The sequence below is a fragment of the Ructibacterium gallinarum genome (assembly GCF_014982785.1).
In the GTDB taxonomy this organism is placed as follows: Bacteria; Bacillota; Clostridia; order Monoglobales; family Monoglobaceae; genus Ructibacterium; species Ructibacterium gallinarum.
The window spans coordinates 210,595-235,314 of record NZ_JADCKB010000001.1 but is presented as its reverse complement, the minus strand read 5'-3'; the positions used below and the strand labels follow the sequence as shown (position 1 = coordinate 235,314).

Genomic DNA, 24,720 nt, shown 5'->3' with positions numbered 1-24,720 from the left:
TTATGAAATATATAAAATTAGGAAATTCAGATTTAAAAATATCCCGCGTATGTATGGGCTGTATGGGGTTCGGCGACGCGAATAACGGTCAGCACAGCTGGACACTTGACGAAACACATTCACGGGAGATCATACGCATGGGACTTAAACATGGAATCAATTTTTTTGATACGGCAATCGGATACCAAAGCGGCACAAGCGAAAAATACTTAGGCAGAGCCTTATGGGATTATGCCCCAAAACGTGATGATGTTGTAATTGCAACTAAATTTCTGCCGCGGACAAAAGAAGAAATTGAAAAAGGCATCACTGCTAAGCAGCATATTGAGCGCAGCATAAACAGAAGCCTTGCCAATCTTGGCATGGATTATGTGGATTTGTATATCTATCATATGTGGGACTATCAGTCATCACTCTATGACATTATGGAAGGTCTCAACGCTGTTGTAAAAGCAGGAAAAACGCGGTATATCGGTATTTCAAACTGTTTTGCATGGCAAATTGCCAAGGCAAACGCACTGGCAGAAAAGGAGGGTTTTGCAAAGTTTATATCTGTGCAGGGGCATTACAACCTGATTTTCCGTGAGGAAGAACGTGAGATGGTTCCCTACTGTAAAGAGGAAAATATTGCACTCACGCCATACAGCCCGCTGGCAGGCGGAAGACTTTCAAAATATCCGGATGAAACATCCAAACGCTTGATGGAGGACAGCTACGCAAAGCTAAAATATGCCGCGACCGAAACACAGGACCGCATCATTATCAATCGTGTGGGAGAGCTGGCACAAAAGCACGGAGTATCAATGACAGAAATTTCTCTTGCGTGGCTTTTGACAAAGGTTGACGCTCCGGTAGTCGGTATGACAAAGCCGTCGCATGTTGAGGGCGCAATAAAGGCCGTGGAACTGACCTTGAGCGAGGAAGAACGAGTCTATCTTGAGGAGGCGTATGTGCCGCACAGGCTTGTGGGTGTCATGGCGCAAAACACAAAGGCTTCCGCAAAGGACCCACACGTTTGGTCTGTTGGAAATCAGACTATTTAAGGAGGTGGGCGCGTGAAACAAAGAGCCAGGAGAGTAATAGACATCTTTATGACGATTGCTCTGATGCTTTTAATGGGGTATCAGTTTTGGGGAGAAACAGCGCATGAATGGTTTGGAGCAGCTATGTTTATTCTCTACTTTTTGCACCATATTTTAAATCGAAACTGGTATAAAACATTATTCAAAGGCAGAATGTCAGCCGTGCGGGTTTTTAGCCTTATTACGGATACTGCTCTGTTTTTAATTATGCTTATGCAGATATACAGCAGTATCGTTATTTCCCGTCATGTATTTGCTTTTTTGCCTATAAACGGAGGTATGGCTTTTGCCCGCAAATTACATATACTAAGCGCTTATTGGGGATTTATCCTGATGGGTTTTCATATAGGACAGCATATTTCTGTAATATTAAGTGTTATACGAAAAAAACGAAACATAAAAGCTGTGTCAAATATCCGATGTACTGCACTTAATATCTGCACAGCGGCGGCTTCTATGTATGGAATATACGCATTGATTAAAAGAGATTTTTTACAGTATATGTTTTTAAAAAGTGAATTTGTTTTCTTAGATTACGCGGAGCCAAAATTATATTTCTATCTTGATGTTATAGCAATTGCAGTTTTGTGTATGTTTAGCGCGCATTGGATATTAAAAGTCGTAAAAAGCCGTAAAACGAAATAGCAGTGTAAACATATCAAATGTTTTTTAATACGGTATACTCTCTCTTCAGAGAATATACCGTATTTCTCTAATCTAATGTATATTTGATTTCAATACATAAAAGGCATAATATAGTTATAGATATTGAAAATTATATAATTTTTGATATAATGTATAAAAATATAATTAAGGAGATAAGGCATGGAACTTCGTGTACTCAATTACTTTTTAGCCATTGCAAGAGAAGAAAACTTTACAAAAGCTGCAAATATTCTTCATGTTACACAGCCGACATTGTCACGGCAAATTGCTGATTTGGAACAGGAACTGGGAGTTAAGCTGTTTGTTCGGAGCAATCATAATATCATTTTAACAGAAGATGGAATGATATTAAAACGCCGAGCGCAGGAAATTTTATCTTTGGCAGATAAAACTAAGAGAGATTTTCTGCAAAAAGATGACACGCTTTCAGGCACAATTTCAATAGGCAGCGGGGAATTTCGTTCCACAGAATATTTAGCAAAAATCATTTCAGAATTTCGTCAAAAATATCCAAATGTAAAATATGAGGTATATAGTGGAAATGCGGGAAACATTAGGGACTATATTGAAAGGGGGTTTTTAGATATTGGGCTAATGTCAGAACCTATTGATATGCGTAAATATAACTTTGTCAATATGCCGATTAAAGAGCAGTGGGGTGTTTTTGTCCAGAACGATTCTGCACTTTATGAAAAGAAAAGTATACGACCTGAAGATTTAGTTGGAATGTCGCTTGTTACTGCAACGGGTGATTTCAATCAAAGCCGCATCGGAAGGTGGTTGGGTGATTATAGAGAACAGGTAAAAATTACAGCGACTGCTAATTTGCCCTATAACGAAGCCGTGTTAGCTAAAGAAAACATAGGCGTAATGCTTAGCATAAAATTAAACTGTACTTACGAGAATCTGAGTTTTATACCGTTGCACCCTGTTTTAGAAGTTTCAACGGCTTTAGCATGGAAAAAAGAGCAGATATTTTCTGCTACAACCTCTGCTTTTATCAATTTCGCATCGCGATACTTAAAAAGCATAACTGGTAATAAATTATAAGTATTGGACATAACAGAAAAAAGATTGTATAATAAAGGTATCCTAACAGCGGATACCTTTATTTTTTATTTATGTCGGAAAGGAAGTTTGAAATGACAATTAATGAAGCAAGCAAGAAATATAATATTCCAATTAAAATTCTGAAGGAATATGAGAGCTGGGGCTTGTGTGGTGAAGTAAAAAAAGTAATGGGTTCCTGGCAGTATGATAAAAGTGACATAGAACGATTGAGTACGATTATGACACTTCATGATATTGGCTTTACGAATGAGGAAGTAGAAAAATATATGCGTTTGCTTTTGGAGGAAAATTCCACGCAAAAAGAACGAATAGAAATGCTTAACAAAAAAAGGAACGGCACTCTTGATGAAATTCACTTTAAAGAGAAACAGTTAGATCGATTGGATTATCTTCGATTTGAAATGCAAAGGAATAGTCAAAAGTAAACAAATTACAAGGAGGAATCAAAATGAAAAAGAATTTAGGAACAAAGTTAGCGCTTTATCCGACACCTCTTGTTGTGGTCGGTACAATGGTAAAAGGAAAACCAAATTATGCTTTGGTAGGACATCTTGGAATTATCGGACATGACAGAATTATGATAAGTCTTTGCGATACTCACTATACAAACAAGGGAATTCACGATACAAATGCATTAAGCGTGAATATTGTTAGTGAGGCAATGCTTAAAAAAGCGGACTATGTTGGAACTGTAAGCGGTGCTAAAGTAGATAAATCCTCTGTTTTCGAATACCAATTATCGGAAACCGGAGTACCAATCATTGAAGATTCACCAATTGTAATGGAGTGCATGGTTGATGACATTTATAAAACACCCGGCTTTGAGAGTTTTATTTGCAAAATCGTTGCTGTTCATGCAGAGGATTCTGTCTTAGATGAGAATGATAGAATAAGCTATGATATATTAAAGCCGGTTTTGTTTGAAATGCCAACATATCAGTATCTCCGTACAGGAGAAATTATAGGAAACTGTATGCAGATGAAAGACTAAAAAGAATATTGAAAGGAGTCTCTATTATGAAAAAAATCTTTTTATCCATGATAATGATCATTGGTCTTATGTCATTAGCATCATGCGGTAATGACAATGCGCCAAATACAGAACCTTCTTTGACGCCGGCTGATAACACATCTTTAGAGGTATCAGGAGAAAATGCAATCGAACCTGCAGAAGATGCAAAATCTTTGGTTGTCTACTTTTCATGGTCAGGGAATACGGAAAATGTAGCGAAATCAATTCAATCTCAAACAGATTCTGATATTTTTGAAATTGTTCCGAGCGAACCGTATAGTGATGATTACAATACTGTATTAGATATTGCACAAGAAGAACAACAACAAAATGCACGGCCTGTTATTTCAGAGAGCATTGAAAATATTGCAGATTATGATGTTATCTATGTTGGGTATCCCAACTGGTGGGGAGATATGCCTATGATTCTTTATACATTTTTTGATAACTATGATCTCTCCGGTAAAACGGTAGCCCCATTCTGCACAAGTGGAGGCAGCGGATTATCAAATACTGTAAATGAAATAAAAGAACTTGAGCCAAACGCCGATGTAACTCAGGGGCTTCACATTGGCGGCGGATCAGCTTCAAATCCTGACAGCGCTGTCAGTGAATGGTTAGAGAATATCGAAACTGCAAATTAGGAGGTTGTTTCATGAAAAAATATATATCTTTCATGTTATCCCTGCTTCTTATATTTGTGCTTGCCGCGTGCGGCACAGAGCAAGCTCCGGATGGAGACCCCGCAAATCAAACAGCTGATATGGTTACAAATCAAGACAGCAGAAATATTTCAGATGATTTTGTTCTCATAAAAGGCGGATCATTTCAAATGGGCAGTCCGGAATCTGAAGCATGGCGCAGTGAAGATGAAACATTACACGAAGTAACGGTAAGTGACTTCTATATGAGCAAATATGAGCTGACACAAAAAGAATACGAAGAAATTATGGGGACAAATCCAAGTAATTTTCAAGGTGAGGATTTGCCAGTTGAAACAATTTCATGGATGGACGCTATTATTTATTGCAATGCCCAAAGCGAAAAAGAAGGCTTAACGCCGGCTTATACAGTGGATGGTCAGACTGTTTCATGGGATAGAAGCGCAAACGGATACCGACTGCCTACCGAAGCTGAATGGGAGTATGCTTGCCGTGCTGGCACCTCTACCCCGTTTTACATGGAAAATTCACCAAGTGCAGACGATGCAAATTATTACGGACATTATCCGTATGAAATAGAAGATAACTATTTTTCTCAAGGCAATTTACAAGTACAGCCGGGAGAATACCGCCAAACAACAGTAGCAGTGGACAGCTTTTCTGAAAATCCTTATGGACTTTACAATATGCACGGAAACGTATCAGAATGGGTTTGGGATTATTACGGAGAATATCCCAAAGATGCACAAACCGATCCTTATGGGCCTGAATCGGGAACGCTAAGGGTTTATCGCGGCGGCGGATGGAATGACTTTGCCAAGAATATGCGTTCAGCCTACAGAGCTACAATGGAACAAACCAAAGCAAGCTTTAATATCGGTATCCGTTTGGTTCTGAATGCGGCGGCAGGAGCCGGAAGTATATCCGGTACTTCCACCCAGGTTCCCGGCGGCAGTGATGGAGGAAAAATGCTTATCGCCTATTTCTCCTGGAGCGGTAATACAAAAGGTGCTGCCGAAGAGATTCAGCGTCAGACCGGAGCGGATTTGTTTGAAATCACAATGGTAAATCCATATTCCAGCGATTACAACACCGTCCTGGACCAGGCACAGCAGGATCAAAATGAGCAAGCACGACCGGAGCTTGCAAGTCATGTGGAAAATATGGATGAGTATGACACCGTTATGCTCGGATACCCGAACTGGTGGGCATCAATACCAATGCCTGTTGCATCTTTCCTTGAAGAATATGATTTTACGGGTAAGACGATTATCCCATTTTGTTCACATGGCGGCGGACGTTTCGGACAAAGCTTAACCGCAATATCCAAACTGGTCCCCAATGCTGTAATGGGAGAAGCGCTGTCAATTCACTATTCCGGAGGTTCTCAGCTTTCGGAAGATATTACAGACTGGCTTGAGAAGAACAATATTAAATAGAAAGGCAGAAAATGGTATAAAACATTTGTCTTTTAAGGAATTTGAAAAAGAAAATATATTTGGAAAAGGTGATTTAAACGAAGCATACGCAAAATATTTTGTTGGTAATTCTTATCTGAATCCTTTAACCAATCCAAAGGAAACCTCGGTTTTTCTTGCAAACGTAACCTTTGAACCTGGCTGCCGCAATAACTGGCATATTCACCATGCAAAAAAAGGCGGCGGACAGATTCTAATCTGCACTGCCGGCGAAGGCTGGTATCAGGAAGAAAATAAAAAGCCCGTTTCTCTTCATGCCGGAATGGTAATTACCATCCCGCCTGAAATAAAGCACTGGCACGGGGCAAAAAAAGACAGCTGGTTTTCACATATCGCGATAGAGGTTCCCGGAGAAAGCACTTCCAATGAGTGGTGTGAACCCGTAAGCGATGAAAAATATAACAAATTGGAGGAAAATGAAAATGAATAAAATATTAGTTGCATATTTTTCTGCAAGCGGAACCACAAAAAACACCGCAAAACGGTTAGCAAGTGCGGCAAATGCGGATTTATTTGAAATAAAGCCCGCAGTTGCCTATACCCCCTCTGACCTTGACTGGACAAACAAAAAAAGCCGCAGTTCGGTTGAGATGAATAATCCGGATTCCCGGCCTGAGATTGCAGAAACAGTATCCAATATGGAAGAATACGACACCGTATTTATTGGGTTTCCGATTTGGTGGTATGTAGCGCCGACCATTATCAACACTTTTTTGGAAAGTTACGACTTTTCAGGGAAAACGCTGATCCCTTTCGCTACTTCCGGAGGCAGTGGTATGGGAAAAACCGCTGATGTGTTAAAGCGACTTTGCAAAGACGCAAACTGGAAACCCGGAAGAATACTGAATCATGTTTCTGATGCGGAAATAGCAAACTGGTTAAATGTTGTTATTTAAAAATATAGAAAAGATAAGGAGGATAAGCAAATGAAAAAAACAATATCATTGTTTTTAACCGTCTGTATGGTTTTGTTAGCACAACTGACGCCTGGATACGCGGCAGATACTGAGGAAATTATTTTACAGATCAATAATCCCATGATGATCGCTAACGGCACAGAAAAAGAAATTGACCCGGGCAGGGGAACAGTCCCTATCATTACAGACGACAGAACATTGGTTCCTGTAAGGGCAATTGTAGAGGAAATAGGCGGAACGGTTGCCTGGGACGAAGCGACTCAAACGGCGACATTGACTTATGGTGATGATGAGATTCGTTTGACGCTCAACAGCAGTACAGCGTATCTGAATGATGAGGCGCAAACACTTGATGTGGTTCCGGTATCTATAAATGACCGCACTATGCTGCCTATCCGGTTTATAGCGGAAGGATTTCATTTTGACGTGGAATGGGCAGGAGAAACGCAAACGATCACTATAATAAAAGAAGATAATACAAAGCCGGAACAGATAGAGGATGATAATATGTTACTGATTAGCGGAGGCACATTTAATATGGGAAGCGATCCTTCCGAAGCAGAGCGCGTGTCAGATGAAAAGGAACATACAGTGAGTGTTGACAGCTTTTATTTAGCCAAAACAGAACTGACACAGAAAGAATATCAGGAAATCATGGGCAGCAATCCAAGTGAAAACGTTGGAGAAAATTTACCTGTAGAAAATATTACATGGTATGATGCGATTTGTTTTTGCAATGCTTTAAGTGAAAAATACGGACTTGATCCGGTCTATACTATTGACGGGCAGACTGTTTCCTGGGACAAAAGCGCAAATGGATACAGACTTCCCACAGAAGCAGAGTGGGAATATGCGTGTCGTGCAAATACCCAAACACCATTCTCCTTTGGTGACTACGTTTACGACGAAGACGCGAATTGCTACAATGCTTACGGTTATAACAACGACGCCAGCGGAAGCTGGGTAAACGGATATTTGGGAAAAACGGTTGATGTTGACAGCTATAACGCCAATCATTTCGGACTGTACAATATGCATGGAAATGTTGCCGAATGGGTTTGGGATTGGTATGGAGAATACGATACAAACGCGGCTGAAAATCCTACCGGTCCTGAAAGCGGGAGCTATAAAGTAGCGCGCGGAGGCGGATGGAACGATTTTCCGAAACACATTCGTTCAGCCTATCGCAGCGCTTATCCGGCAGATGTTCCACTTTACAGCATCGGTATGAGGGTTGCAAGAAACGCAGACGGTTCAACGGGAGAAGTTAAAAGTGTTTATGGCGTAAGCGCTGAACAGTCAACAGGAAAAACCTTAATTGCCTACTTCTCGCAGACAGGCAATACAGACGGGCTTGCAAAAATTATTGCTGACATATCGGGAGCCGATATATTCAGGATCGAACGAGAAACGCCTTATTCTTCATCGCATAACGGAACAGCTCTGTACGGAGAGGCTCTTGACGAGCTTCGCAGCGGTGAGCTGCCGAACCTAAAAACATATCTTGAAGATGCCGGTCTTGATATTAATCAATATGATACCATCTTACTCGGCTATTGTAACTGGTGGGCATCCATACCCGCTCCTGTCAGCAGCTTTTTAGATCATTATGACTTGTCTGGAAAAACAATCATTCCTTTCTGCTCTATGGGCGGAGGACGTTTCGGGCAAGGCATCAGCATGATTGCAAAGCTTGAGCCGGACAGCGTTATAAAAGAAGGCTTAGCAGTTACTTATTCTTCTTATGACAGAGAGGAAATTGAAGATTGGTTAAGGGCAAATGAAGTGATTGAATAAATCTAAGGAGGATTTTAACATGAAAAAACTAATATCTATTTTACTTTCCGGCATAGTTACGGCAAGTTCGCTTACAAATGTATTTGCAGTAAGTGATGAATTTTATTCGGCGGATGAAACGATTATAAGACAGGAGCTGACGCAAATGACAGACGGTGATCGAGAAGAATTTATAAACGAAAATCTTGATGTAGCTTTGCAGGATATGTCAATCCTTGTAACTCTTACGGCAAATCAAAACTATGACCAGATAGCCGAAGCTGTAGAAAAATCAATCAGCGACGGTTTAACTGCGGTACAGATAAAAGAAGCCATTTATCAATCTGCGCCATACTGCGGATATACAAGAGCAATAAAGGCAATGGACGCAGCAGATGCGGCTCTTACCGCTCTTGATATAGAACTGCCGTCAGAAAGCCGTATAACGTCCGATGAGGAAACACGCTATGATGATGGATTAGCCGCTCAAAGACATATTTTCGGACCGTCTATCGGTACCATCACTGATGATATGTCACAAAGTCAGAAACTGCAGACCTTGTATCTTTCCGGAATATGCTTTGGTGATTTCTATAACCGCGCAGGTTTATCTCTTAACACAAGAGAGTTTCTCACATTCTGCACCATTGCTGCAAACGGCACTTGTTTAAGCCAGGTAGCGTCGCATATAACAGGAAATCTGAATGTAGGTCATTCAAAGGATATGCTCCGCGCTGCTCTTTTGGTAAATGAAGAATATAATGGTGAGGAAAAGACAGTTGAAGCGTTAAAAGCCATAAATGAAAGCACACAGGAACCATCAGAGGGCGTTGTGGAACCGACAGCAGCAGAAGCGATCGATATAGAAGAATACACAACTGATTCTCAGGAGCTAACAGATACAATGATACATTATCAGACCGATGATGCCGACGGATATATAGACGCAAATCTGGACGCGCAAATGCAAAAAATCGTTCTTGATGCAGTAAACGCTTATATTGATCAGACAGCGGCTGTCACATCAGACAATGAACAGGCGCAAAGTCTTGTTGATCTTATACTGCTTGGCGCAGAGGGCGGAAGAGAAACTGACGTTCCGGTTGTTGTTGCAGAAAATTTATCAGCGGGAAATACAGCGGATATGATGCTTGCGGCTATATATTTGTGTACGCCATATAATGGTTTCCCAAGAACGCTCAATATAGTAAATGCCGTTAATTCAGCATTGGAAAATGCAGAAAGTATTACTATTACAATGCAGATCGGAAATCCGACAATGACAATAAACGGAGCAGAAAAAGGTATTGATGCAGATGGTACTGTTCCTGTTATTGTAAATGACAGAACATTGCTTCCGGTACGCGCCATTGTGGAAGAAATCGGAGGTACTGTTGCATGGAATGATGAAACTCGTGAAGTAACATTAACTTACGAACAGGATACGATTGTCCTTACAATAGACAGCACTACGGCATATTTAAACGAAGAACCGGTAACGCTTGATACAGCTCCGGCTATTATCAATGACCGGACAATGCTGCCGATACGTTTTATTGCTGAAAGCTTTAAATTTAATGTAGATTGGACACAGGAAACCGAAACAGTAACAATTACAAAAACCACACTTGCTGAGGAAAGTATAACAGAGCCGGAAAGCACTGCGGATGAAAATGAAGCAGAAGAAAACAAAACACTTATCGTATATTTTTCCGCAACAGGCAATACGGAATCGCTGGCTGAAAAGCTGCAGGGTGTTACAAATGGAGATATTGCTGAAATTATACCGGTAGAGCCTTATACAAGTGAAGATTTGAATTATAATGATTCTGACTGCCGCGCGAATCAGGAGCTGGATACGGACGCACGTCCGCAGATTCAGCCGCTTTCGGTTGATATAGAACAATACGACACAATTGTATTGGGATATCCTATCTGGTGGGGACAGTGTCCGCCGGCGGTAAGAACGTTTCTTGAAAATTATGACCTGTCAGGCAAAACTATTATGCCGTTTTGTACCAGCGGTTCTACCGGCATCAGCGGCAGTCTTTCTAAAATCCGTGAATTGTGCCCGGACAGCACAGTTACAGAAGGATTCCGCGGAACGAATTCAACCACTGACAGCCAGATTGAATCATGGCTTGAGAATAATGGATATGCTGAATAATAGTAAAAAGTTTGTTTTCTCAATATGGTATTAGAAAAGGAGGATCAACGCTAAAAAAGTAGATACAAAGACGGAATATATGATAGAATAAAAGAGAGATCATATGGCTGCAAACAATTTTAAAAAAGCGATTGCCATCTTTACGCCACATTCGTACAACGACTAGACGCTGTTCATAAGCTTCGGTTCCAGCATAGCATAAAAATGCTTTGCCGGGTTCTGCAGGTTAACAGAAGTACTTACTATAAGCGTTTCTCCACCGCCTCTGCTCCCCGTGTAAAGGAGAATCAACACATTGCTTCTTTGATCCTGCATATTTATGCTGACTACCGGGGAAGTCAGTATACTGCTTTTGCTTTCCGACAGCTTCTGGATTCTCTGGACGTTGTGCAATCCTTTTCTAAAAAGGGCTTTTCTTTTGATAATGCCTGCTGTGAATGTTTCTTTAAGTATCTTAAGAAAGAAGCAATAAACCATAGAACATACCATTCTCTATAGGAGCTCCAGCTCCCTGTTTTTGAATATATTGAGGGCGTCTACAATTCCGGACGCCCTCGTGGCTCACTTGGCATGCTTACTTCTAATCAGGTTGCACTTTTGTTCTCCGAGCATGCCTGGGTTGTGCCTTACTTATTTTTCTCATTCCTTTGTCCACTTTTTGACTATGGTCCACCGGTATAATTATATATAGCCTCATGCATAGCAGTGGTAGCTTCTTTTTTTGTTTTGTATCCACTACATTCTATTTGATTAATGACCCCCAAATCAATTCTATATGACCATGTAGCACCTTTTTTTCGTACACTTCCTATCATAGTAAGACCTCCTATACATGGTCTTTATAAATAATTTTATCAAATTAGCAGCAGAGATCTTAAGTTTTGATAGAAAAATTTTTTCCCACGAAAAAAACATTTTGACACCCATCAAAGCCGCATAAACACTGGGGTTTCAGGGGTTTTCGTGGGAAAAATCTAAAACACGGTCAATTTCGATGGCTTTTCCCACGGATTTCCCACGAAACAAGAAAATACAGAAAAATATAAAAAAACACGATTAGCGAAAATTTACTAATCGTGTTTCAAGACCAAGTATCATAAAGCCTTATTTTAAGTCATTTTCAGAGTATATCTATTCGTATTTAGTTATATTTAGATTAACCAAAATATCTCTTTAAAAGTCCCTCGAAGCCTTTACCGTGCCGCGCTTCATCCTTGGCCATTTCGTGAACGGTATCATGAATGGCGTCATAGTTTAATTGTTTTGCCAGCTTTGCAAGCTCAAATTTGCCGGCAGTAGCGCCGTTTTCCGCTTCCATTCTCAGCTGCAGGTTTTTCTTGGTGTCTGCGTATACCACTTCGCCTAAGAGTTCAGCAAATTTTGCCGCATGCTCTGCTTCTTCAAATGCGGCTTGCTGGTAAAATGCACCAATTTCCGGATAGCCTTCTCTGATCGCCTGACGAGCCATTGCAAGATACATTCCTACTTCTGTACATTCGCCAGTAAAATTCTCGCGCAATCCTTCTACTACTCTGGGATCTACATCCTTTGCAACACCAATTTCATGTTCACAAGCCCAGGTAACTTCTCCGCTTTGCTCTTTAAATTTGGATGCAGGAGCCTTACACTGCGGACAAGCCTCCGGGGGATTTTCTCCTTCATATACATAACCACATACAGTACATACCCATTTTTTCATTTTTCATTACCTCCAAAATATAAATAATTTTTATTCTTTTTCCTTTTCAGATTTGCTGCAAATATGACATATTCCATGAAAAACTAAGCTGTGCCACAAAATCCTACCTGAATATGCCGTTCCTGCTTTTTTATTCAGTTCCGCATTATAGGGAAGATCCAAATCCAAAAGCCTTTTGCAGTGTTCACAAAACAAATGATAGTGAGGTGCAACATTGCCGTCAAATCGATCCATTCCTTCGCCTACATCCAACCGCTGAATCAAGCCTTGTTCTGTCAAATAAGCCAAATTCCGATATACCGTTCCCAGACTGATGTTTGGAAGTTCTTTCCGTACTTCTGCATAGATCCAATCGGCGGTTGGGTGTCTTTTGGTATTTTGTAAAAGCAGTAAAATGGCACTACGCTGTTTGCTGTTTTTTGTTATGCCTGTTGGTTGCATAAAACCCCGCCTCTAAATAATAATAATAATCATTACTATTTTAGTATAAATCTAATTTTCGATTTTGTCAAGTGCTTTTTTAAAATTTTTTTACAATCATAATAAACCAAAGAGGGATATGTATGGAAGAATTCGGCGTTCTTTAGGAAAATATGTTGGGAAATTAATTTATTTGATAAAACAAATCGACATTGCTTTTGTCAAGGCGGGGACGTTGACTTGCGGAAAAACAGGCAGTCTGGCTTTGGAAAAGAAGCCCTGTCTGTATTTTTGCGTGGCAAAGCAGTTCAGCTTGCATTTTTCGTAAAATTAGGGTACAATAACAAAATAAGGTAAGGATTTCATACGGAGGTGTTAACATGGTGCGCCTTGCAGAACCAAAGGATCTGCCGTTTTTGAAGCACGCCTGGCAGGTGTGTTTTGAAGATCCGGCATCGTTTATTGACTGGAATTTTACACAGAATTTTTCGTATTCGGATACGATTGTGGCGGAGGTGGACGGCGTTCCGGCATCCAATATGCAGCTGATGCCACACAAAATCCGTCTGCGGCATATGGAGTATGATATCAATTATGTATCCGGGGTAGCAACCTTGCCGGAGTTTCGGCGGCGGGGACTGGTACGGGAAATGTTTGGCTTTGCCTTTGACCAGATGAAACAGCGGCGGCAGCCAATCAGTTTGCTTGTGCCCTTTGATTATGGGTTTTATGAAAAATTTGGATACCGGCAGTGTTACGAAAAGACCTACCGCTATGCCCAGACGGTAAGCCGACGGGGTGCAGTGACGGCGAAACAGTTGGGCCCTCAGCTGATCTCCCGCCTGGATCGGATTTATGCCCGGGAGATGAAAAACCGGACAGGCTATGTTCTGCGGACGCCGGAAACCTGGCGGCGGATTTTGGAGGATCTATTGGTTTTATCAAAGGGATTTATTCGCTTTCATCAAACAGGAGACCAGGAGGACGGCTACGCCATGATTACCACCGCATCCGGCGGTTTTGAGCTGCATGAGGTTTGTGGCGTCTGCGAGATTGAACATGAGAGTAAGGTGCAGCCTTTTGCTATGGCCAGAATTGTTGACCCTTTGCGGGTACTGAAGGACATGACGGTGGATTTTAAAGGGGAACTGCGGTTGCGGATTACCGATGAAAATATTTCGGAAAACAACATGGATATTTTAATCAAGGATGGAACGGTCATGCCATGTGAGGGCTATGATTCGGAGGTCAATATTAAGTATCTTGCGCAACTAGTGTTTGGCTGTGCCCCGGATTTTACCTGCACAGGATTGTTTTCGCCGCAGAAAACATACCTTAATATGATATTCTGATTATATGACAAAAAATTGCTTGACACTGTTCTTGCGGTATTCTATAATGGAAAGGAAATAACCTAAGCACAGATGTCCCCCGCCTCTTAGGCATCGGGGTCTATTTCAGGATTTCAGAGGGAATTATCATCTCCCTCTGAAACCCTGAGGAGCTAATGCTTCCTGTGCTGGTTGCAATCTGTCGCAAACTCTGCGGGAAGTTTGCCTTAGCAGAAGCGTTGCGCCAATTTAAACAAGGAAACAGAAAAGGTGATATTATGGACGAACAAAAAAAGAAAGCGCTTGAGAGTGTGTTCGGTAATATAGAAAAACAATACGGTTCGGGTGCAGTGATGCGCCTGGGCGAAAAACCGGTGACCAATGTGGAGGCCATTCCTACTGGATCGTTGGCGCTGGATGCGGCGCTGGGGATCGGCGGTGTCCCCAGAGGCAGAATTGTCGAAATATATGGGCCGGAATCCTCCGGTAAAACCACCGTTGCACTGCACATTGTGGCAGAAGCCCAGAAAATGGGCGGCGAGGCAGCGTTTATCGATGCGGAGCATGCCCTTGATCCAGTTTATGCCGAGCAGCTTGGCGTGCGAATTGACGATTTGATTGTATCCCAGCCGGATTCAGGGGAGCAGGCGCTTGAGATTACCGAGCAGCTGGTGCGTTCCGGCGCGATTGATGTAATCGTTGTGGACTCGGTTGCGGCGCTGGTTCCCAAGCAGGAGATTGAGGGGTTAATGGGTGACGCTCATGTGGGCCTTCAGGCAAGATTGATGTCTCAGGCTTTGCGAAAATTAACCAGCGTCATCAGCAAATCCAATACAACGGCAATTTTTATTAATCAGCTGCGGGAAAAGGTAGGGGTTATGTTTGGAAATCCCGAAACCACGCCGGGTGGACGCGCGCTGAAGTTTTATGCTTCGGTACGATTGGATGTGCGCCGGGTGGAAACCATCAAAAATGATGGCGGTATGGTAGGAAACCGTACCAAGGTTAAAATTGTGAAGAATAAAGTTGCCCCGCCATTTAAGGAAGCGGAATTTGATATTATTTACGGTGAAGGAATTTCCAAAGAAGGAAATATTCTGGACATGGCAGTGGAGAAGGATATTGTCAATAAAAGCGGTTCTTGGTTCTCTTATAATGGGGAACGTCTGGGACAAGGCCGGGAAGGTGTAAAGAAGATTTTAAAGGATAATCCTGAATTATGCCGGGAGATAGAACTTAAGGTTCGTGAAGCAGTAGGTCTTCCGGTGGCCGCCGATGACGGAGAGGTGGAAGCCACACCGTTTACGCCGGTGGCTAAGCCTGGCAAGCCGAAAAAAGGCTGAGGTTGTCCGCCGTTTTGTGCATAAGGCAGGAAGATACGGAATACATTGAAAACAGGAAGTGCAGAAGATGGAGATGCGGCAGAAGGCCATGGGCGTCGCAGCGGCGCTTCTGGCAGGACGGATGTATACCTGCCGGGAAATTTATGACCGTTTGGTTCGCCGGGGCTATGATAAGGAACTGGCAGAGCAGGTAGTAGAAGAGTTTGTCCGGGCGGGGTTTTTGAACGATGCGCGGTATGCCCAATGTTATATTGCGGACGCAGCCGCGCTGGGAGCCAAGGGCAAAACGCGGATCCGGCAGGAGCTGCGGCAGAAAGGGGTCGCCGCCAAGGTGATCGACGATGCCATGGAAGAGGCAGAGGCCGATTTTGCTGGCGCTCTTGCAGATTATGTGCGCCAACGGGATTTGTGTGCGGCGGTGCACAGCCGAAAGGATCTTGAAAAGCTGAAAGCCCGGCTGCTTCGGCGGGGATATTTTATGAAAGAGATTAACCGGTGTCTGGAGGAGTATTCCTTTAATTTTGACGAATAGAATACAATAGGTTAGGAGTAAGATAGATTGAGCAAGGTGGCGCTTGTGTCCCTGGGTTGTTCCAAAAACTTGATTGACAGCGAGCAGATGTTGCGGCTTTTGGAGCAGGAAGGATACGAAATTGTGGAACAGGAAGAGGATGCAGAGATCCTGATTGTGAATACCTGCACCTTTATCGAGCCGGCAAAGATGGAATCCATTGAATGTATTTTAGAGCTGGCGCAGTATAAAAAAAGTGGAAAATGCCGATATTTGGTGGTGACCGGTTGTATGGCAGAACGGTACCGGGAGCAGGTTCTCCGGGAAATCCCAGAGGCAGATGCAGTGATCGGTACCAATGGCTTTGACCGGATCGGTCAGATTTTGCGGTCCCTGGAACAAGGAAAGACGCAGCAGGTGTTCTGCCCGGCAGAGCCGTTGCTGTGTGAGGCGTCCCGGCGGCGAACCACACCGGACTATACCGCCTATATTCGGATTGCAGAGGGTTGTGACAATCACTGTACTTATTGCGTGATTCCTTCCATTCGTGGTCCGTACCGAAGTCGGCAGAGAGAGGATATTTTAAAAGAAGCAGAGCAGATGGCGGCAGAAGGGGTAAAGGAGTTGGTGGTGGTAGCACAGGATACCACCCGGTATGGATATGATCTCTATGGGAGATATTGCCTGCCTGAACTTCTGCGCGCACTCTGTGCCATTGATGGCGTACAGTGGGTACGGGTACATTATTGTTATCCGGAGTTGGTGACCGATGAACTGATTTCGGTATTTGCACAGGAAGAGAAACTTTGTTCGTATTTTGATATACCTATTCAGCATATCAGTGACCGTATTTTAAAGCGAATGGGCCGCCGAACCAGCAAGGCACAGATTACCAGTTTGATTCAAAAAATTAGGGCGCAGGTGCCGGGGGCAATTTTGCGTACCTCATTGATTGTAGGTTTTCCTGGGGAGACCGAAGCAGAATTTGAGGAACTGATAGAGTTTGTGAGACAAACTGGATTTGAGCGGCTGGGTGTATTTGCCTATTCTAGAGAAGAGGATACACCGGCATGGGGTATGGAGGATCAGATCGAGGAAGAGGAAAAGCAGCGGCGCCAAGAAACACTGATGCTGGTGCAGTCGGAGATCTCCGCCCGCTGGGGAGAGAGCCGGATTGGTAGTACGGTTCAGGTTTTGACCGAGGGCCGGGACGAGATTGTAAAACGTTGGTATGGAAGAACCTATGCGGATTCCATTGAAATTGACGGAAAGGTGTTTTTCACCTGTGACCGTGCTTTAAAGGAAGGCGAATTTGTGAATGTAAAGGTGGAACAGGCCATGGAGTATGACCTGTTTGGCCGGGCGGAAGAGGAATAACAGGAGGCGGAGCATGAACACACCAAACAAGCTGACCCTGCTTCGGGTCGTTTTGATTCCGGTTTATATGGTCTTGTACCTTTGCTGTGGTACCGCCGGTTTATACGGCGCATTGATTGTTTTCCTGCTGGCTACGCTGACGGATAATCTGGACGGTTATCTGGCCCGGAAGAACGGGCAGATCACCACCTTTGGCAAGCTGATGGATCCCCTTGCAGATAAGATGCTGAATATGGCGGCGCTGATCTCTTTTGTGGAGCGGGATGTGCCGTATGTAACTGCCGGTGTTGTCATGGTTATCCTTGCCCGGGAACTGATTGTTACCGGCGTTCGGCTGATTGCTATGGGCGAAAACAAGGTGATTGCCGCCAGCATGTGGGGGAAGGCAAAAACCGTTTCCCAGTTTGCGCTGGTGGTGGCGGTGATGTTGTTTGAGATTGTTACTGCACATTTTCCTCAGATGGAAATTTATGGAAGAATGGTTATTTTGGTGCTGGTCATTCTAGCGGTGATTCTTACCGTGTATTCCGGCGTGGATTATATTGTGAAAAACCGAAAGCTGATCAACTTTAAATAGTGTTACGTAAGTGTTACAAATTCATTAAAAACGGTTAAAAAAGCAGAATGTAGCTTGCGCGGTTGACAAAATTGCCGCTATAATATGGTAATGGTTTCCCGCAGGTGGTCGAAACATAAAGAAGGTATGGTGAATGAGGATTATTATTGACGCAATGGGCGGAGACGATGCGCCTGCTGCGGTAGTGGATGGCTGCGTTGCGGCGGTCAGAGATATGGATGTTGATCTTATTCTGGTGGGCAGGGAGGCAGCGGTTCGGCAAGAGCTGAAACGTTGCGGCTATCATGGGGATAGAATTGAGGTAGTCAATGCAGAAGAGGTCATAGAGGGGGAAGATGACCCTATGACCGCAATCCGGCAGAAAAAGGATTCCTCCATGCGGGTGGCTTTGTCCCTGCTCAGGCATGGCCAGGGAGATGCGGTGGTTAGCGCCGGGAATACTGGAGCGCTGATTGCGGGCGCAACACTGATGATCAAAAGGATCCGGGGAGTGCGCCGGGTAGCTCTTGCCCCGATCATGCCCACTACTTCCGGATGTTTTCTAATGGTGGATGCCGGCGCCAATGCCGAGTGTACCCCTGCGTTTTTGAAGCAGTTTGCTATCATGGGTTCAATTTACATGGAAAAGATAATGGGCTGTAAAAATCCACGGGTTAAACTGGTCAATATTGGTACAGAAGAAGAAAAAGGAACGCCGTTGGTGGTGGAAACCCATAAGCTGCTGAAAAAGACGCCCGTTCGTTATGAGGGGTATATCGAAGCCCGCGACATTCCGGTAGGCGGCGCGGACGTGGTGGTCTGTGATGGCTTTACCGGAAATGTGATCCTCAAGTTTATGGAAGGCATGGGCATGGCATTTTATGATATGCTCAAGGGGATTTTTCTAAAGAATTTGTTTTCTAAGCTGGCGGCAGGAATTGTCCGCGGCGGGCTCAAAAGCTTAAAAAAGACCATGGATTATACCGAATATGGCGGAGCGCCTATTCTGGGCGCGGCAAAGCCGATGGTAAAGGCTCATGGCAGTTCCAATGGAAAGGCCTTCTATCATGCAATTTTGCAGGCAAAGAAACTGGTAGAAAATCACTTAATTGAGATCATTACAGATAATATACAAAAATATGGGGTGGATACCCGGGAATGTGAGGAAGCAGATGAGTAAATTACATGCGAAAATAATTGGCCTGGGAAAATATCTTCCTGAAAAGGTGCTGACCAATGCAGACCTGGAACAGATGGTAGATACCAGCGATGAATGGATTACCAAGCGGGTGGGCGTCAAGGAACGCCGTATCAGCGATGAACATACTTTTGCGTCTGATTTAGCAGTGCGGGCAGCGGAGAATGCCTTAAAGGACGCAGACATGAAGGCAGAGGATATTGAATTGATAATTGCGGCATCGGTTTCGCCGGATATGTATACACCGTCTATTTCCTGTCTGGTGCAGAAGCAGATTGGGGCAGTGAATGCGGCGGCTTTTGATGTGAATGCCGCCTGTCCCGGATTTATCTTTGCCATCACCACTGCAGCCCAGTATGTGGAAAATGGCATGTATAAAAATGTGCTGGTTATTGGTGCGGATACCTTATCCAAGATTACTGAATATAAGGATCGTTCCACCTGTGTGCTGTTTGGAGACGGCGCCGGCGCGGCGGTGGTGCAGGCCACCGAAGAAGAGACCGGTGTGATATCCTGTTTCTTGGGCGCGGACGGTGAACATGGCGATTGCCTGACCATTCCGGGCCTACGCTGTGACGAGATCGATAAGGAGCGCCGGCCTTTTGGAAATATGCACACCATCTGGATGGACGGCGGTGCGGTGTTCAAATTTGCGGTCAAGATGATGGCCGCTGCCACATTAAAGGTGGTGGAGGACGCAGGCAAGACCATGGATGATGTCCATCTTGTGGTGCCTCATCAGGCCAATATGCGGATTATAGAAGGTGCAAGAAAACGACTGGGAATTGGAGAAGAGAAGATGTTCTCCAATATCGAGCGGTATGGCAATATGTCGGCGGCCTGTGTACCCATTGCGTTGTGTGAGGCGGTGGAAGAAGGCCGGGCGAAAAAAGGAGACTTGGTGGTGATTGTCAGCATGGGCGGTGGTTTGACATGGGGCGCAGTGCTGATTGAGCTGTAAAATTATGAATATGCAAAGGAGTAAAGACAAAATGAAGAACCGTATATGTGAACTGCTGGGCACGGAATACCCCCTGATTCAGGGCGGAATGGCATGGGTTGCTACCGCGGAACTGGCGGCAGCCGTAGCCAATGCCGGCGGTATTGGCCTGATTGCGGCGGGAAACGCGCCGGCAGACTATGTAAGAGAGCAAATACATAAGGCAAGAACCTTAACGCAAAAGCCCTTTGGGGTCAATGTGATGCTGCTTTCTCCTTATGCGGATGAAGTACTCACTATGCTCCTTGAGGAAAAGGTGAAGGTAATTACTACAGGAGCAGGAAATCCGGGAAAATACATTCCGGCTTTTAAGGAAATTGGCACAGTGGTGATTCCGGTGATTGCCAGTGTAGCCCTGGCGGTTAGAATGCAAAAAAGCGGTGCTGACGCTGTGGTAGCAGAGGGCTGTGAGGCTGGCGGTCATATCGGCGAGCTGACTACCATGACCTTGGTTCCCATGGTGGCGGATGCGGTAGATATTCCGGTGATTGCTGCAGGCGGTATTGCGGACAGCCGGGGTGTGCGGGCGGCCTTTGCTTTGGGAGCCGAGGGCGTTCAGGTGGGGACCCGGTTTATTTGTTCAGACGAATGCACCGTACATCAAAATTATAAAGATATGGTTGCGGCCGCTAAAGACAGGGATGCCATAGTAACCGGACGGTTTACCGGACATCCGGTGCGAACATTGAAGAACAAAGCAACTCGGATGATGGATAAGATCGAAAAGGAAGGCGATATTGAAGCCTTTGAAAAATTGGGCGCCGGCGCACTGCGGGCGGCTGTGGTGGACGGCGATACCCAGATGGGAAGCGTGATGGCCGGACAGAGCGCAGGATTGGTAAATGATATTAAGCCGTGCAGACAGATTGTGACTGATTTGTTTGACGGCGTAGAGTTTTGATCAGACAGAAGGAGAAAGAGAATATGAAAACAGCATTTTTATTTTCCGGCCAGGGGGCGCAGGCCATTGGCATGGGAAAAGAGCTTTGCGAGAATTTTAAAGCAGCAGATGATGTTTTTGAATCTGCTTCAGAGGCGCTGGGCTTTGATGTCAAAAAGATGATTTTTGACGGTGACAGTGAAACGCTGATGATTACCGAAAATACCCAGCCGGCAATTTTGACCATGTCCACAGCGGCGCTCAGGGTGGTGGAAACCCTGGGAATCAAGCCAGATGTGGTGGCAGGGCTGAGCCTTGGGGAATATACGGCTCATGTAGCGGCAGGAAGCCTGCAATTTGCTGATGCGGTGCCGTTGGTGAAAAAACGGGGCAAGTACATGCAGGAAGAAGTCCCCATTGGCGTAGGCGGCATGGCGGCAGTGATTGGCCTTGCGCCGGAACAGGTGTATGAGGTCTGCGCAGCGGCGTCTGAAAAAGGTGTGGCAGAGCCGGCCAACTTTAACTGTCCAGGACAGATCACCGTAGCGGGTGAGAAGGCAGCGGTGGAATATGCCTGCGAGCTTGCAAAGGAAAAAGGCGCCCGGCGGGCGCTGATGCTTCCGGTTAGTGCGCCGTTTCATTGCAGTATGTTAAAGGGCGCCGGCGAGAAGCTGGCAAAGGAACTGGAAAAGATCACTTTTTCTCCTCTTCAAGTGCCGCTGATTACCAATGTGACTGGCGATTATGTTAAAGATGAGACGGAAATCAAGGATTTGCTGGTGCGTCAGGTTTCCTCCTCGGTACTGTTTCAGGCCAGTCTGGAGAGAATGTTAAAAGACGGGGTGGATACCTTTGTGGAAATTGGCCCGGGCAAGGCGTTGAGCGGCTTTGTAAAGAAGATCACCAAAGAGGCGGCTGTGTACAACGTAGAGGACATGGCCAGTTTTGAGAAGCTGAAAGCGGCGTTGGCATAACGGCGGAAAGGGAGGGAATACCCATGGAATTTCAAAATAAGACAGTGATTGTAACAGGAAGTACCCAAGGAATCGGCAGAGAGATCGCGCTGAAATTTGGTGCAGAGGGGGCCAATGTGGTAGTTAACGGTATTGACATCCCTTTGCAAAAGGAACTGGCGGAAAGTGCCTGCGCAGAGATCCGGGAAAACGGCGGCAAAGCGGAGTATATGCTCTGTGATGTATCAAAGCCGGAAGAAACCGATGCACTTATTAAGTTTGCTTTAGAGAAGTTTGAAAAGATAGATGTGATTGTAAACAACGCAGGCATTACCCGTGATAATTTGATTATGCGGATGAGTGAATCAGACTGGGACAGCGTACTTGCGGTGAATTTAAAAGGTGCATTTAATGTGATCAAATCGGCGGCAAGAACACTGACAAAGCAGCGCAGCGGCGTTATCATTAATATGGCGTCGGTGTCCGGGGTGATGGGAAATGCCGGACAGGCCAATTATTCCGCATCCAAGGCAGGGCTGATTGGGCTGACCAAGTCGGTGGCAAAAGAACTGGCGGCAAGAAATATCCGCTGTAATGCGGTGGCGCCCGGTTTTATCCAGACGGCCATGACCGACAAGCTCAAGGAGGATATCAAAGAGACATATCTTGCGTCCATTCCTCTTAAGCGGTTTGGTCAGGTGGAAGACATTGCCAATTTGGTGCTGTTTTTGGCTGGTGATAAAGCAAAATATATCACAGGACAGGTAATAAATGTTGACGGCGGATTAGTTATGTGATATAGTCTACAGAAAAAGGAAAAAACAATCAATCCATATATTATTTAAAAGTTAGTTGAAGGAGGATGTATCATGGATATTTTTGAAAAAGTAAAGGAGATCACAGTAGAACAGCTGGGAGTGGAAGAGGATGCCGTTACAATGGACGCTTCTTTCATTAATGATTTGGAAGCAGATTCTTTGGACATTGTAGAGCTGATGATGGCTCTGGAAGAGGAATTTGATATTGAAATTCCGGATGAGGATGCTGAAAAGATCGCAACGGTTAGTGACGCTGTTGAGTACATCAAAGACAAACAGTAATAAACTCTGCGGCCGCGCGGGACTAAGGCTCCGCGCGGCATAGGCAGGATCCTGCAGAAATGGGCGCTGGGATACCCGGCGCATATTTCTCTATGATCTTGCCAAGGCGGCAGGAATGTCGGGAACCCGGGAGAGTTCCGCCGCACTCCGTGGCTTTGGGGCTGTGCCTGCAAAGCGGCGGCACATCAAAAATACTCTTATTCTTTTTTGCCCTGCGGATAAGAGAAAAGACGATAAAACACAGCCGAGGCAGGGCGGCGGAAGGAGATTTTCTATGAAGAGAGCAGTTATCACGGGAGTGGGTGCGGTCACCCCTGTGGGAATAGGAAAAGAAGAGGTTTGGAAGAATGTCAAAGCAGGTGTTTGCGGCATTGACCGCATCACCCGGTTTGATCCTTCTGATTTTGCATGCCAGATTGCGGCAGAAGTCAAGGACTTTAAGCCGGAGGATTTTATGGATAAAAAAGAAGCCAAGCGGATGGATCTGTTTGTGCAGTATGCGGTGGCGGCCGCCAAAATGGCAGTTGACGACGCGGGCCTTGCCCTTGACAAAGAGGATGGGAACCGTGTGGGCTGTATTATTGGCAGTGGTATCGGGGGAATCAGTACGCTGTGTGAACAGCATGCCCGTCTTTTGGAAAAGGGACCAGGAAAGGTTAGTCCGTTTATGATCCCTATGATGATTTCCAATATGGCTGTGGGTCAGGTTTCTATTATGTTTGGCTGCAAAGGAGTCAATTTAACAACCGTATCTGCCTGTGCATCCGGAACCGATGCTATGGGTCAGGCGCTGCTGGCCATTCAGCGGGGCGATGCGGATATTATCCTAACCGGCGGTGCAGAGGCCACGGTGAATGAATTGGCGTTGGCGGGTTTTTCCTCCATGAAGGCCTTGAGTACCCGGAATGATGATCCCAAGGGGGCTTGCAGTCCTTTTGACAAGGACCGTGACGGTTTTGTTATGGGTGAAGGCTCCGGCATTATGGTTCTTGAGGAATTAGAACACGCCAAAGCACGCGGCGCCCATATCATTGCAGAGGTGGTGGGTTATGGATCCACCAATGATGCATATCACATGACTGCACCTGCGCCAGAAGGTGAAGGCGGCGCAAGATGTATGGCTGCAGCGGTGGAAAATGCCGGTATTCGGCCAGAAGATGTGGATTATATCAATGCGCATGGAACCTCTACTCCGTATAACGACAAATACGAAACGGCGGCAATTAAGACGGTGTTTGGAGAGCACGCCTATAAACTGGCGGTTAGCTCCACCAAGTCTATGACCGGGCATATGCTGGGCGCAGCCGGCGGCATTGAGGGAATTTTGACTGCCCTTGCCATTGAGGACGGATTCTTGCCGGCCACCGTTAATTACAGGACACCGGATCCGGAATGCGATCTTGACTATGTGGTCAACCAGGGCAGGGCGGCGGATATCACCTATGCCATATCGAACTCTTTGGGCTTTGGCGGCCACAATGCTTCAGTGGTTTTGAAAAAATACATAGATTGACAGAATAA

General features: G+C 44.9%; 28 protein-coding genes. 24 read left to right on the top strand and 4 right to left on the bottom strand.

Annotated features, from left to right (window positions below; genetic code table 11):
* Nucleotides 1-2 precede the first annotated feature (2 nt).
* The 11 genes from INF28_RS01100 to INF28_RS01050 all read left to right on the top strand — a co-directional run bounded on the left by INF28_RS01100 (nucleotide 3) and on the right by INF28_RS01050 (nucleotide 10,831).
* On the top strand, nucleotides 3-1,043 hold the full coding sequence (locus INF28_RS01100; RefSeq protein WP_226391614.1) for an aldo/keto reductase: 1,041 nt from the start codon (nucleotides 3-5) through the stop codon (nucleotides 1,041-1,043).
* Between the two features lie 12 nt (nucleotides 1,044-1,055).
* Nucleotides 1,056-1,727 carry a DUF4405 domain-containing protein gene (locus INF28_RS01095; RefSeq protein ID WP_226391613.1) on the top strand — a complete coding sequence of 224 codons (672 nt, stop codon included), beginning with the start codon at nucleotides 1,056-1,058 and terminating at the stop codon, nucleotides 1,725-1,727.
* A 180-nt stretch (nucleotides 1,728-1,907) separates the two neighbouring features.
* On the top strand, nucleotides 1,908-2,798 hold the full coding sequence (locus INF28_RS01090; protein ID WP_226391612.1) for a LysR family transcriptional regulator: 891 nt from the start codon (nucleotides 1,908-1,910) through the stop codon (nucleotides 2,796-2,798).
* 92 nt (nucleotides 2,799-2,890) lie between these two features.
* Nucleotides 2,891-3,244: a MerR family transcriptional regulator gene (locus INF28_RS01085; RefSeq protein ID WP_226391611.1), complete on the top strand. Its 354-nt coding sequence runs from the start codon at nucleotides 2,891-2,893 to the stop codon at nucleotides 3,242-3,244.
* 23 nt (nucleotides 3,245-3,267) lie between these two features.
* A complete protein-coding gene (locus tag INF28_RS01080; RefSeq protein ID WP_226391610.1) occupies nucleotides 3,268-3,810 on the top strand; it encodes a flavin reductase family protein in 543 nt (180 codons plus the stop codon).
* A gap of 26 nt (nucleotides 3,811-3,836) precedes the next feature.
* The gene (locus INF28_RS01075; RefSeq protein WP_226391609.1) at nucleotides 3,837-4,475 is read left to right on the top strand and encodes a flavodoxin; all 639 of its coding nucleotides are present in this window, start codon (nucleotides 3,837-3,839) and stop codon (nucleotides 4,473-4,475) included.
* Between the two features lie 11 nt (nucleotides 4,476-4,486).
* Entirely contained in the window at nucleotides 4,487-5,932 is a 1,446-nt protein-coding gene (locus tag INF28_RS01070; protein ID WP_226391608.1) for a flavodoxin, read from the top strand.
* 25 nt (nucleotides 5,933-5,957) lie between these two features.
* Nucleotides 5,958-6,401 (top strand): cupin domain-containing protein, encoded by a 444-nt coding sequence (locus INF28_RS01065; RefSeq protein WP_264175635.1) that lies wholly within the window; start codon nucleotides 5,958-5,960, stop codon nucleotides 6,399-6,401.
* Nucleotides 6,394-6,867 carry a flavodoxin gene (locus tag INF28_RS01060; protein WP_226391607.1) on the top strand — a complete coding sequence of 158 codons (474 nt, stop codon included), beginning with the start codon at nucleotides 6,394-6,396 and terminating at the stop codon, nucleotides 6,865-6,867. The genes INF28_RS01065 and INF28_RS01060 overlap by 8 nt, the downstream gene beginning before the upstream one ends.
* Before the next feature lie 30 nt (nucleotides 6,868-6,897).
* A complete protein-coding gene (locus INF28_RS01055; RefSeq protein WP_226391606.1) occupies nucleotides 6,898-8,685 on the top strand; it encodes a flavodoxin in 1,788 nt (595 codons plus the stop codon).
* Nucleotides 8,686-8,704: 19 nt separating this feature from the next.
* Nucleotides 8,705-10,831 carry a flavodoxin gene (locus INF28_RS01050; protein ID WP_226391605.1) on the top strand — a complete coding sequence of 709 codons (2,127 nt, stop codon included), beginning with the start codon at nucleotides 8,705-8,707 and terminating at the stop codon, nucleotides 10,829-10,831.
* A 162-nt stretch (nucleotides 10,832-10,993) separates the two neighbouring features.
* On the opposite strand, the gene INF28_RS01045 is transcribed toward INF28_RS01050, so the two are convergent.
* From INF28_RS01045 to INF28_RS01030, 4 genes are all read right to left on the bottom strand, one after another.
* A complete protein-coding gene (locus INF28_RS01045) occupies nucleotides 10,994-11,146 on the bottom strand; it encodes a hypothetical protein (RefSeq protein WP_226391604.1) in 153 nt (50 codons plus the stop codon).
* 347 nt (nucleotides 11,147-11,493) lie between these two features.
* The gene (locus tag INF28_RS01040; RefSeq protein WP_226391603.1) at nucleotides 11,494-11,646 is read right to left on the bottom strand and encodes an Arm DNA-binding domain-containing protein; all 153 of its coding nucleotides are present in this window, start codon (nucleotides 11,644-11,646) and stop codon (nucleotides 11,494-11,496) included.
* A gap of 341 nt (nucleotides 11,647-11,987) precedes the next feature.
* Nucleotides 11,988-12,530 carry an NADH peroxidase gene (locus INF28_RS01035; RefSeq protein WP_226391602.1) on the bottom strand — a complete coding sequence of 181 codons (543 nt, stop codon included), beginning with the start codon at nucleotides 12,528-12,530 and terminating at the stop codon, nucleotides 11,988-11,990.
* A 30-nt stretch (nucleotides 12,531-12,560) separates the two neighbouring features.
* Nucleotides 12,561-12,971, bottom strand: a complete 411-nt coding sequence (locus INF28_RS01030; protein WP_226391601.1) for a Fur family transcriptional regulator — start codon at nucleotides 12,969-12,971, stop codon at nucleotides 12,561-12,563.
* Between the two features lie 118 nt (nucleotides 12,972-13,089).
* Between INF28_RS01030 and INF28_RS01025 the strand changes: the two genes are divergently transcribed.
* The 13 genes from INF28_RS01025 (at nucleotide 13,090) to fabF (ending at nucleotide 24,712) form a co-directional block, all read left to right on the top strand.
* Nucleotides 13,090-13,278: a hypothetical protein gene (locus INF28_RS01025; RefSeq protein ID WP_226391600.1), complete on the top strand. Its 189-nt coding sequence runs from the start codon at nucleotides 13,090-13,092 to the stop codon at nucleotides 13,276-13,278.
* Between the two features lie 52 nt (nucleotides 13,279-13,330).
* Complete coding sequence (locus tag INF28_RS01020) at nucleotides 13,331-14,302, top strand: GNAT family N-acetyltransferase (RefSeq protein ID WP_226391599.1); 972 nt, start codon at nucleotides 13,331-13,333, stop codon at nucleotides 14,300-14,302.
* 257 nt (nucleotides 14,303-14,559) lie between these two features.
* Entirely contained in the window at nucleotides 14,560-15,624 is a 1,065-nt protein-coding gene (gene recA, locus INF28_RS01015; RefSeq protein ID WP_226391598.1) for a recombinase RecA, read from the top strand.
* A 67-nt stretch (nucleotides 15,625-15,691) separates the two neighbouring features.
* Nucleotides 15,692-16,156: a regulatory protein RecX gene (locus tag INF28_RS01010; RefSeq protein ID WP_226391597.1), complete on the top strand. Its 465-nt coding sequence runs from the start codon at nucleotides 15,692-15,694 to the stop codon at nucleotides 16,154-16,156.
* A 36-nt stretch (nucleotides 16,157-16,192) separates the two neighbouring features.
* Nucleotides 16,193-17,512, top strand: a complete 1,320-nt coding sequence (gene rimO / locus INF28_RS01005; RefSeq protein WP_318961693.1) for a 30S ribosomal protein S12 methylthiotransferase RimO — start codon at nucleotides 16,193-16,195, stop codon at nucleotides 17,510-17,512.
* Between the two features lie 13 nt (nucleotides 17,513-17,525).
* Nucleotides 17,526-18,089: a CDP-diacylglycerol--glycerol-3-phosphate 3-phosphatidyltransferase gene (gene pgsA / locus INF28_RS01000; protein ID WP_226391595.1), complete on the top strand. Its 564-nt coding sequence runs from the start codon at nucleotides 17,526-17,528 to the stop codon at nucleotides 18,087-18,089.
* 133 nt (nucleotides 18,090-18,222) lie between these two features.
* On the top strand, nucleotides 18,223-19,248 hold the full coding sequence (plsX, locus tag INF28_RS00995; RefSeq protein ID WP_226391594.1) for a phosphate acyltransferase PlsX: 1,026 nt from the start codon (nucleotides 18,223-18,225) through the stop codon (nucleotides 19,246-19,248).
* The gene (locus INF28_RS00990; RefSeq protein WP_226391593.1) at nucleotides 19,241-20,227 is read left to right on the top strand and encodes a beta-ketoacyl-ACP synthase III; all 987 of its coding nucleotides are present in this window, start codon (nucleotides 19,241-19,243) and stop codon (nucleotides 20,225-20,227) included. Before plsX ends, INF28_RS00990 begins: the two co-directional genes overlap by 8 nt.
* Nucleotides 20,228-20,237: 10 nt before the next feature.
* The gene (gene fabK / locus INF28_RS00985; protein ID WP_226391672.1) at nucleotides 20,238-21,167 is read left to right on the top strand and encodes an enoyl-[acyl-carrier-protein] reductase FabK; all 930 of its coding nucleotides are present in this window, start codon (nucleotides 20,238-20,240) and stop codon (nucleotides 21,165-21,167) included.
* Between the two features lie 23 nt (nucleotides 21,168-21,190).
* Nucleotides 21,191-22,120, top strand: coding sequence for an ACP S-malonyltransferase (gene fabD / locus INF28_RS00980; RefSeq protein WP_226391592.1), 930 nt, complete (start codon nucleotides 21,191-21,193; stop codon nucleotides 22,118-22,120).
* A 23-nt stretch (nucleotides 22,121-22,143) separates the two neighbouring features.
* The gene (gene fabG / locus INF28_RS00975; protein WP_226391591.1) at nucleotides 22,144-22,896 is read left to right on the top strand and encodes a 3-oxoacyl-[acyl-carrier-protein] reductase; all 753 of its coding nucleotides are present in this window, start codon (nucleotides 22,144-22,146) and stop codon (nucleotides 22,894-22,896) included.
* 72 nt (nucleotides 22,897-22,968) lie between these two features.
* Entirely contained in the window at nucleotides 22,969-23,199 is a 231-nt protein-coding gene (acpP, locus tag INF28_RS00970) for an acyl carrier protein (protein WP_264175634.1), read from the top strand.
* Between the two features lie 274 nt (nucleotides 23,200-23,473).
* Nucleotides 23,474-24,712: a beta-ketoacyl-ACP synthase II gene (fabF, locus tag INF28_RS00965; RefSeq protein WP_226391590.1), complete on the top strand. Its 1,239-nt coding sequence runs from the start codon at nucleotides 23,474-23,476 to the stop codon at nucleotides 24,710-24,712.
* Nucleotides 24,713-24,720 lie beyond the last annotated feature (8 nt).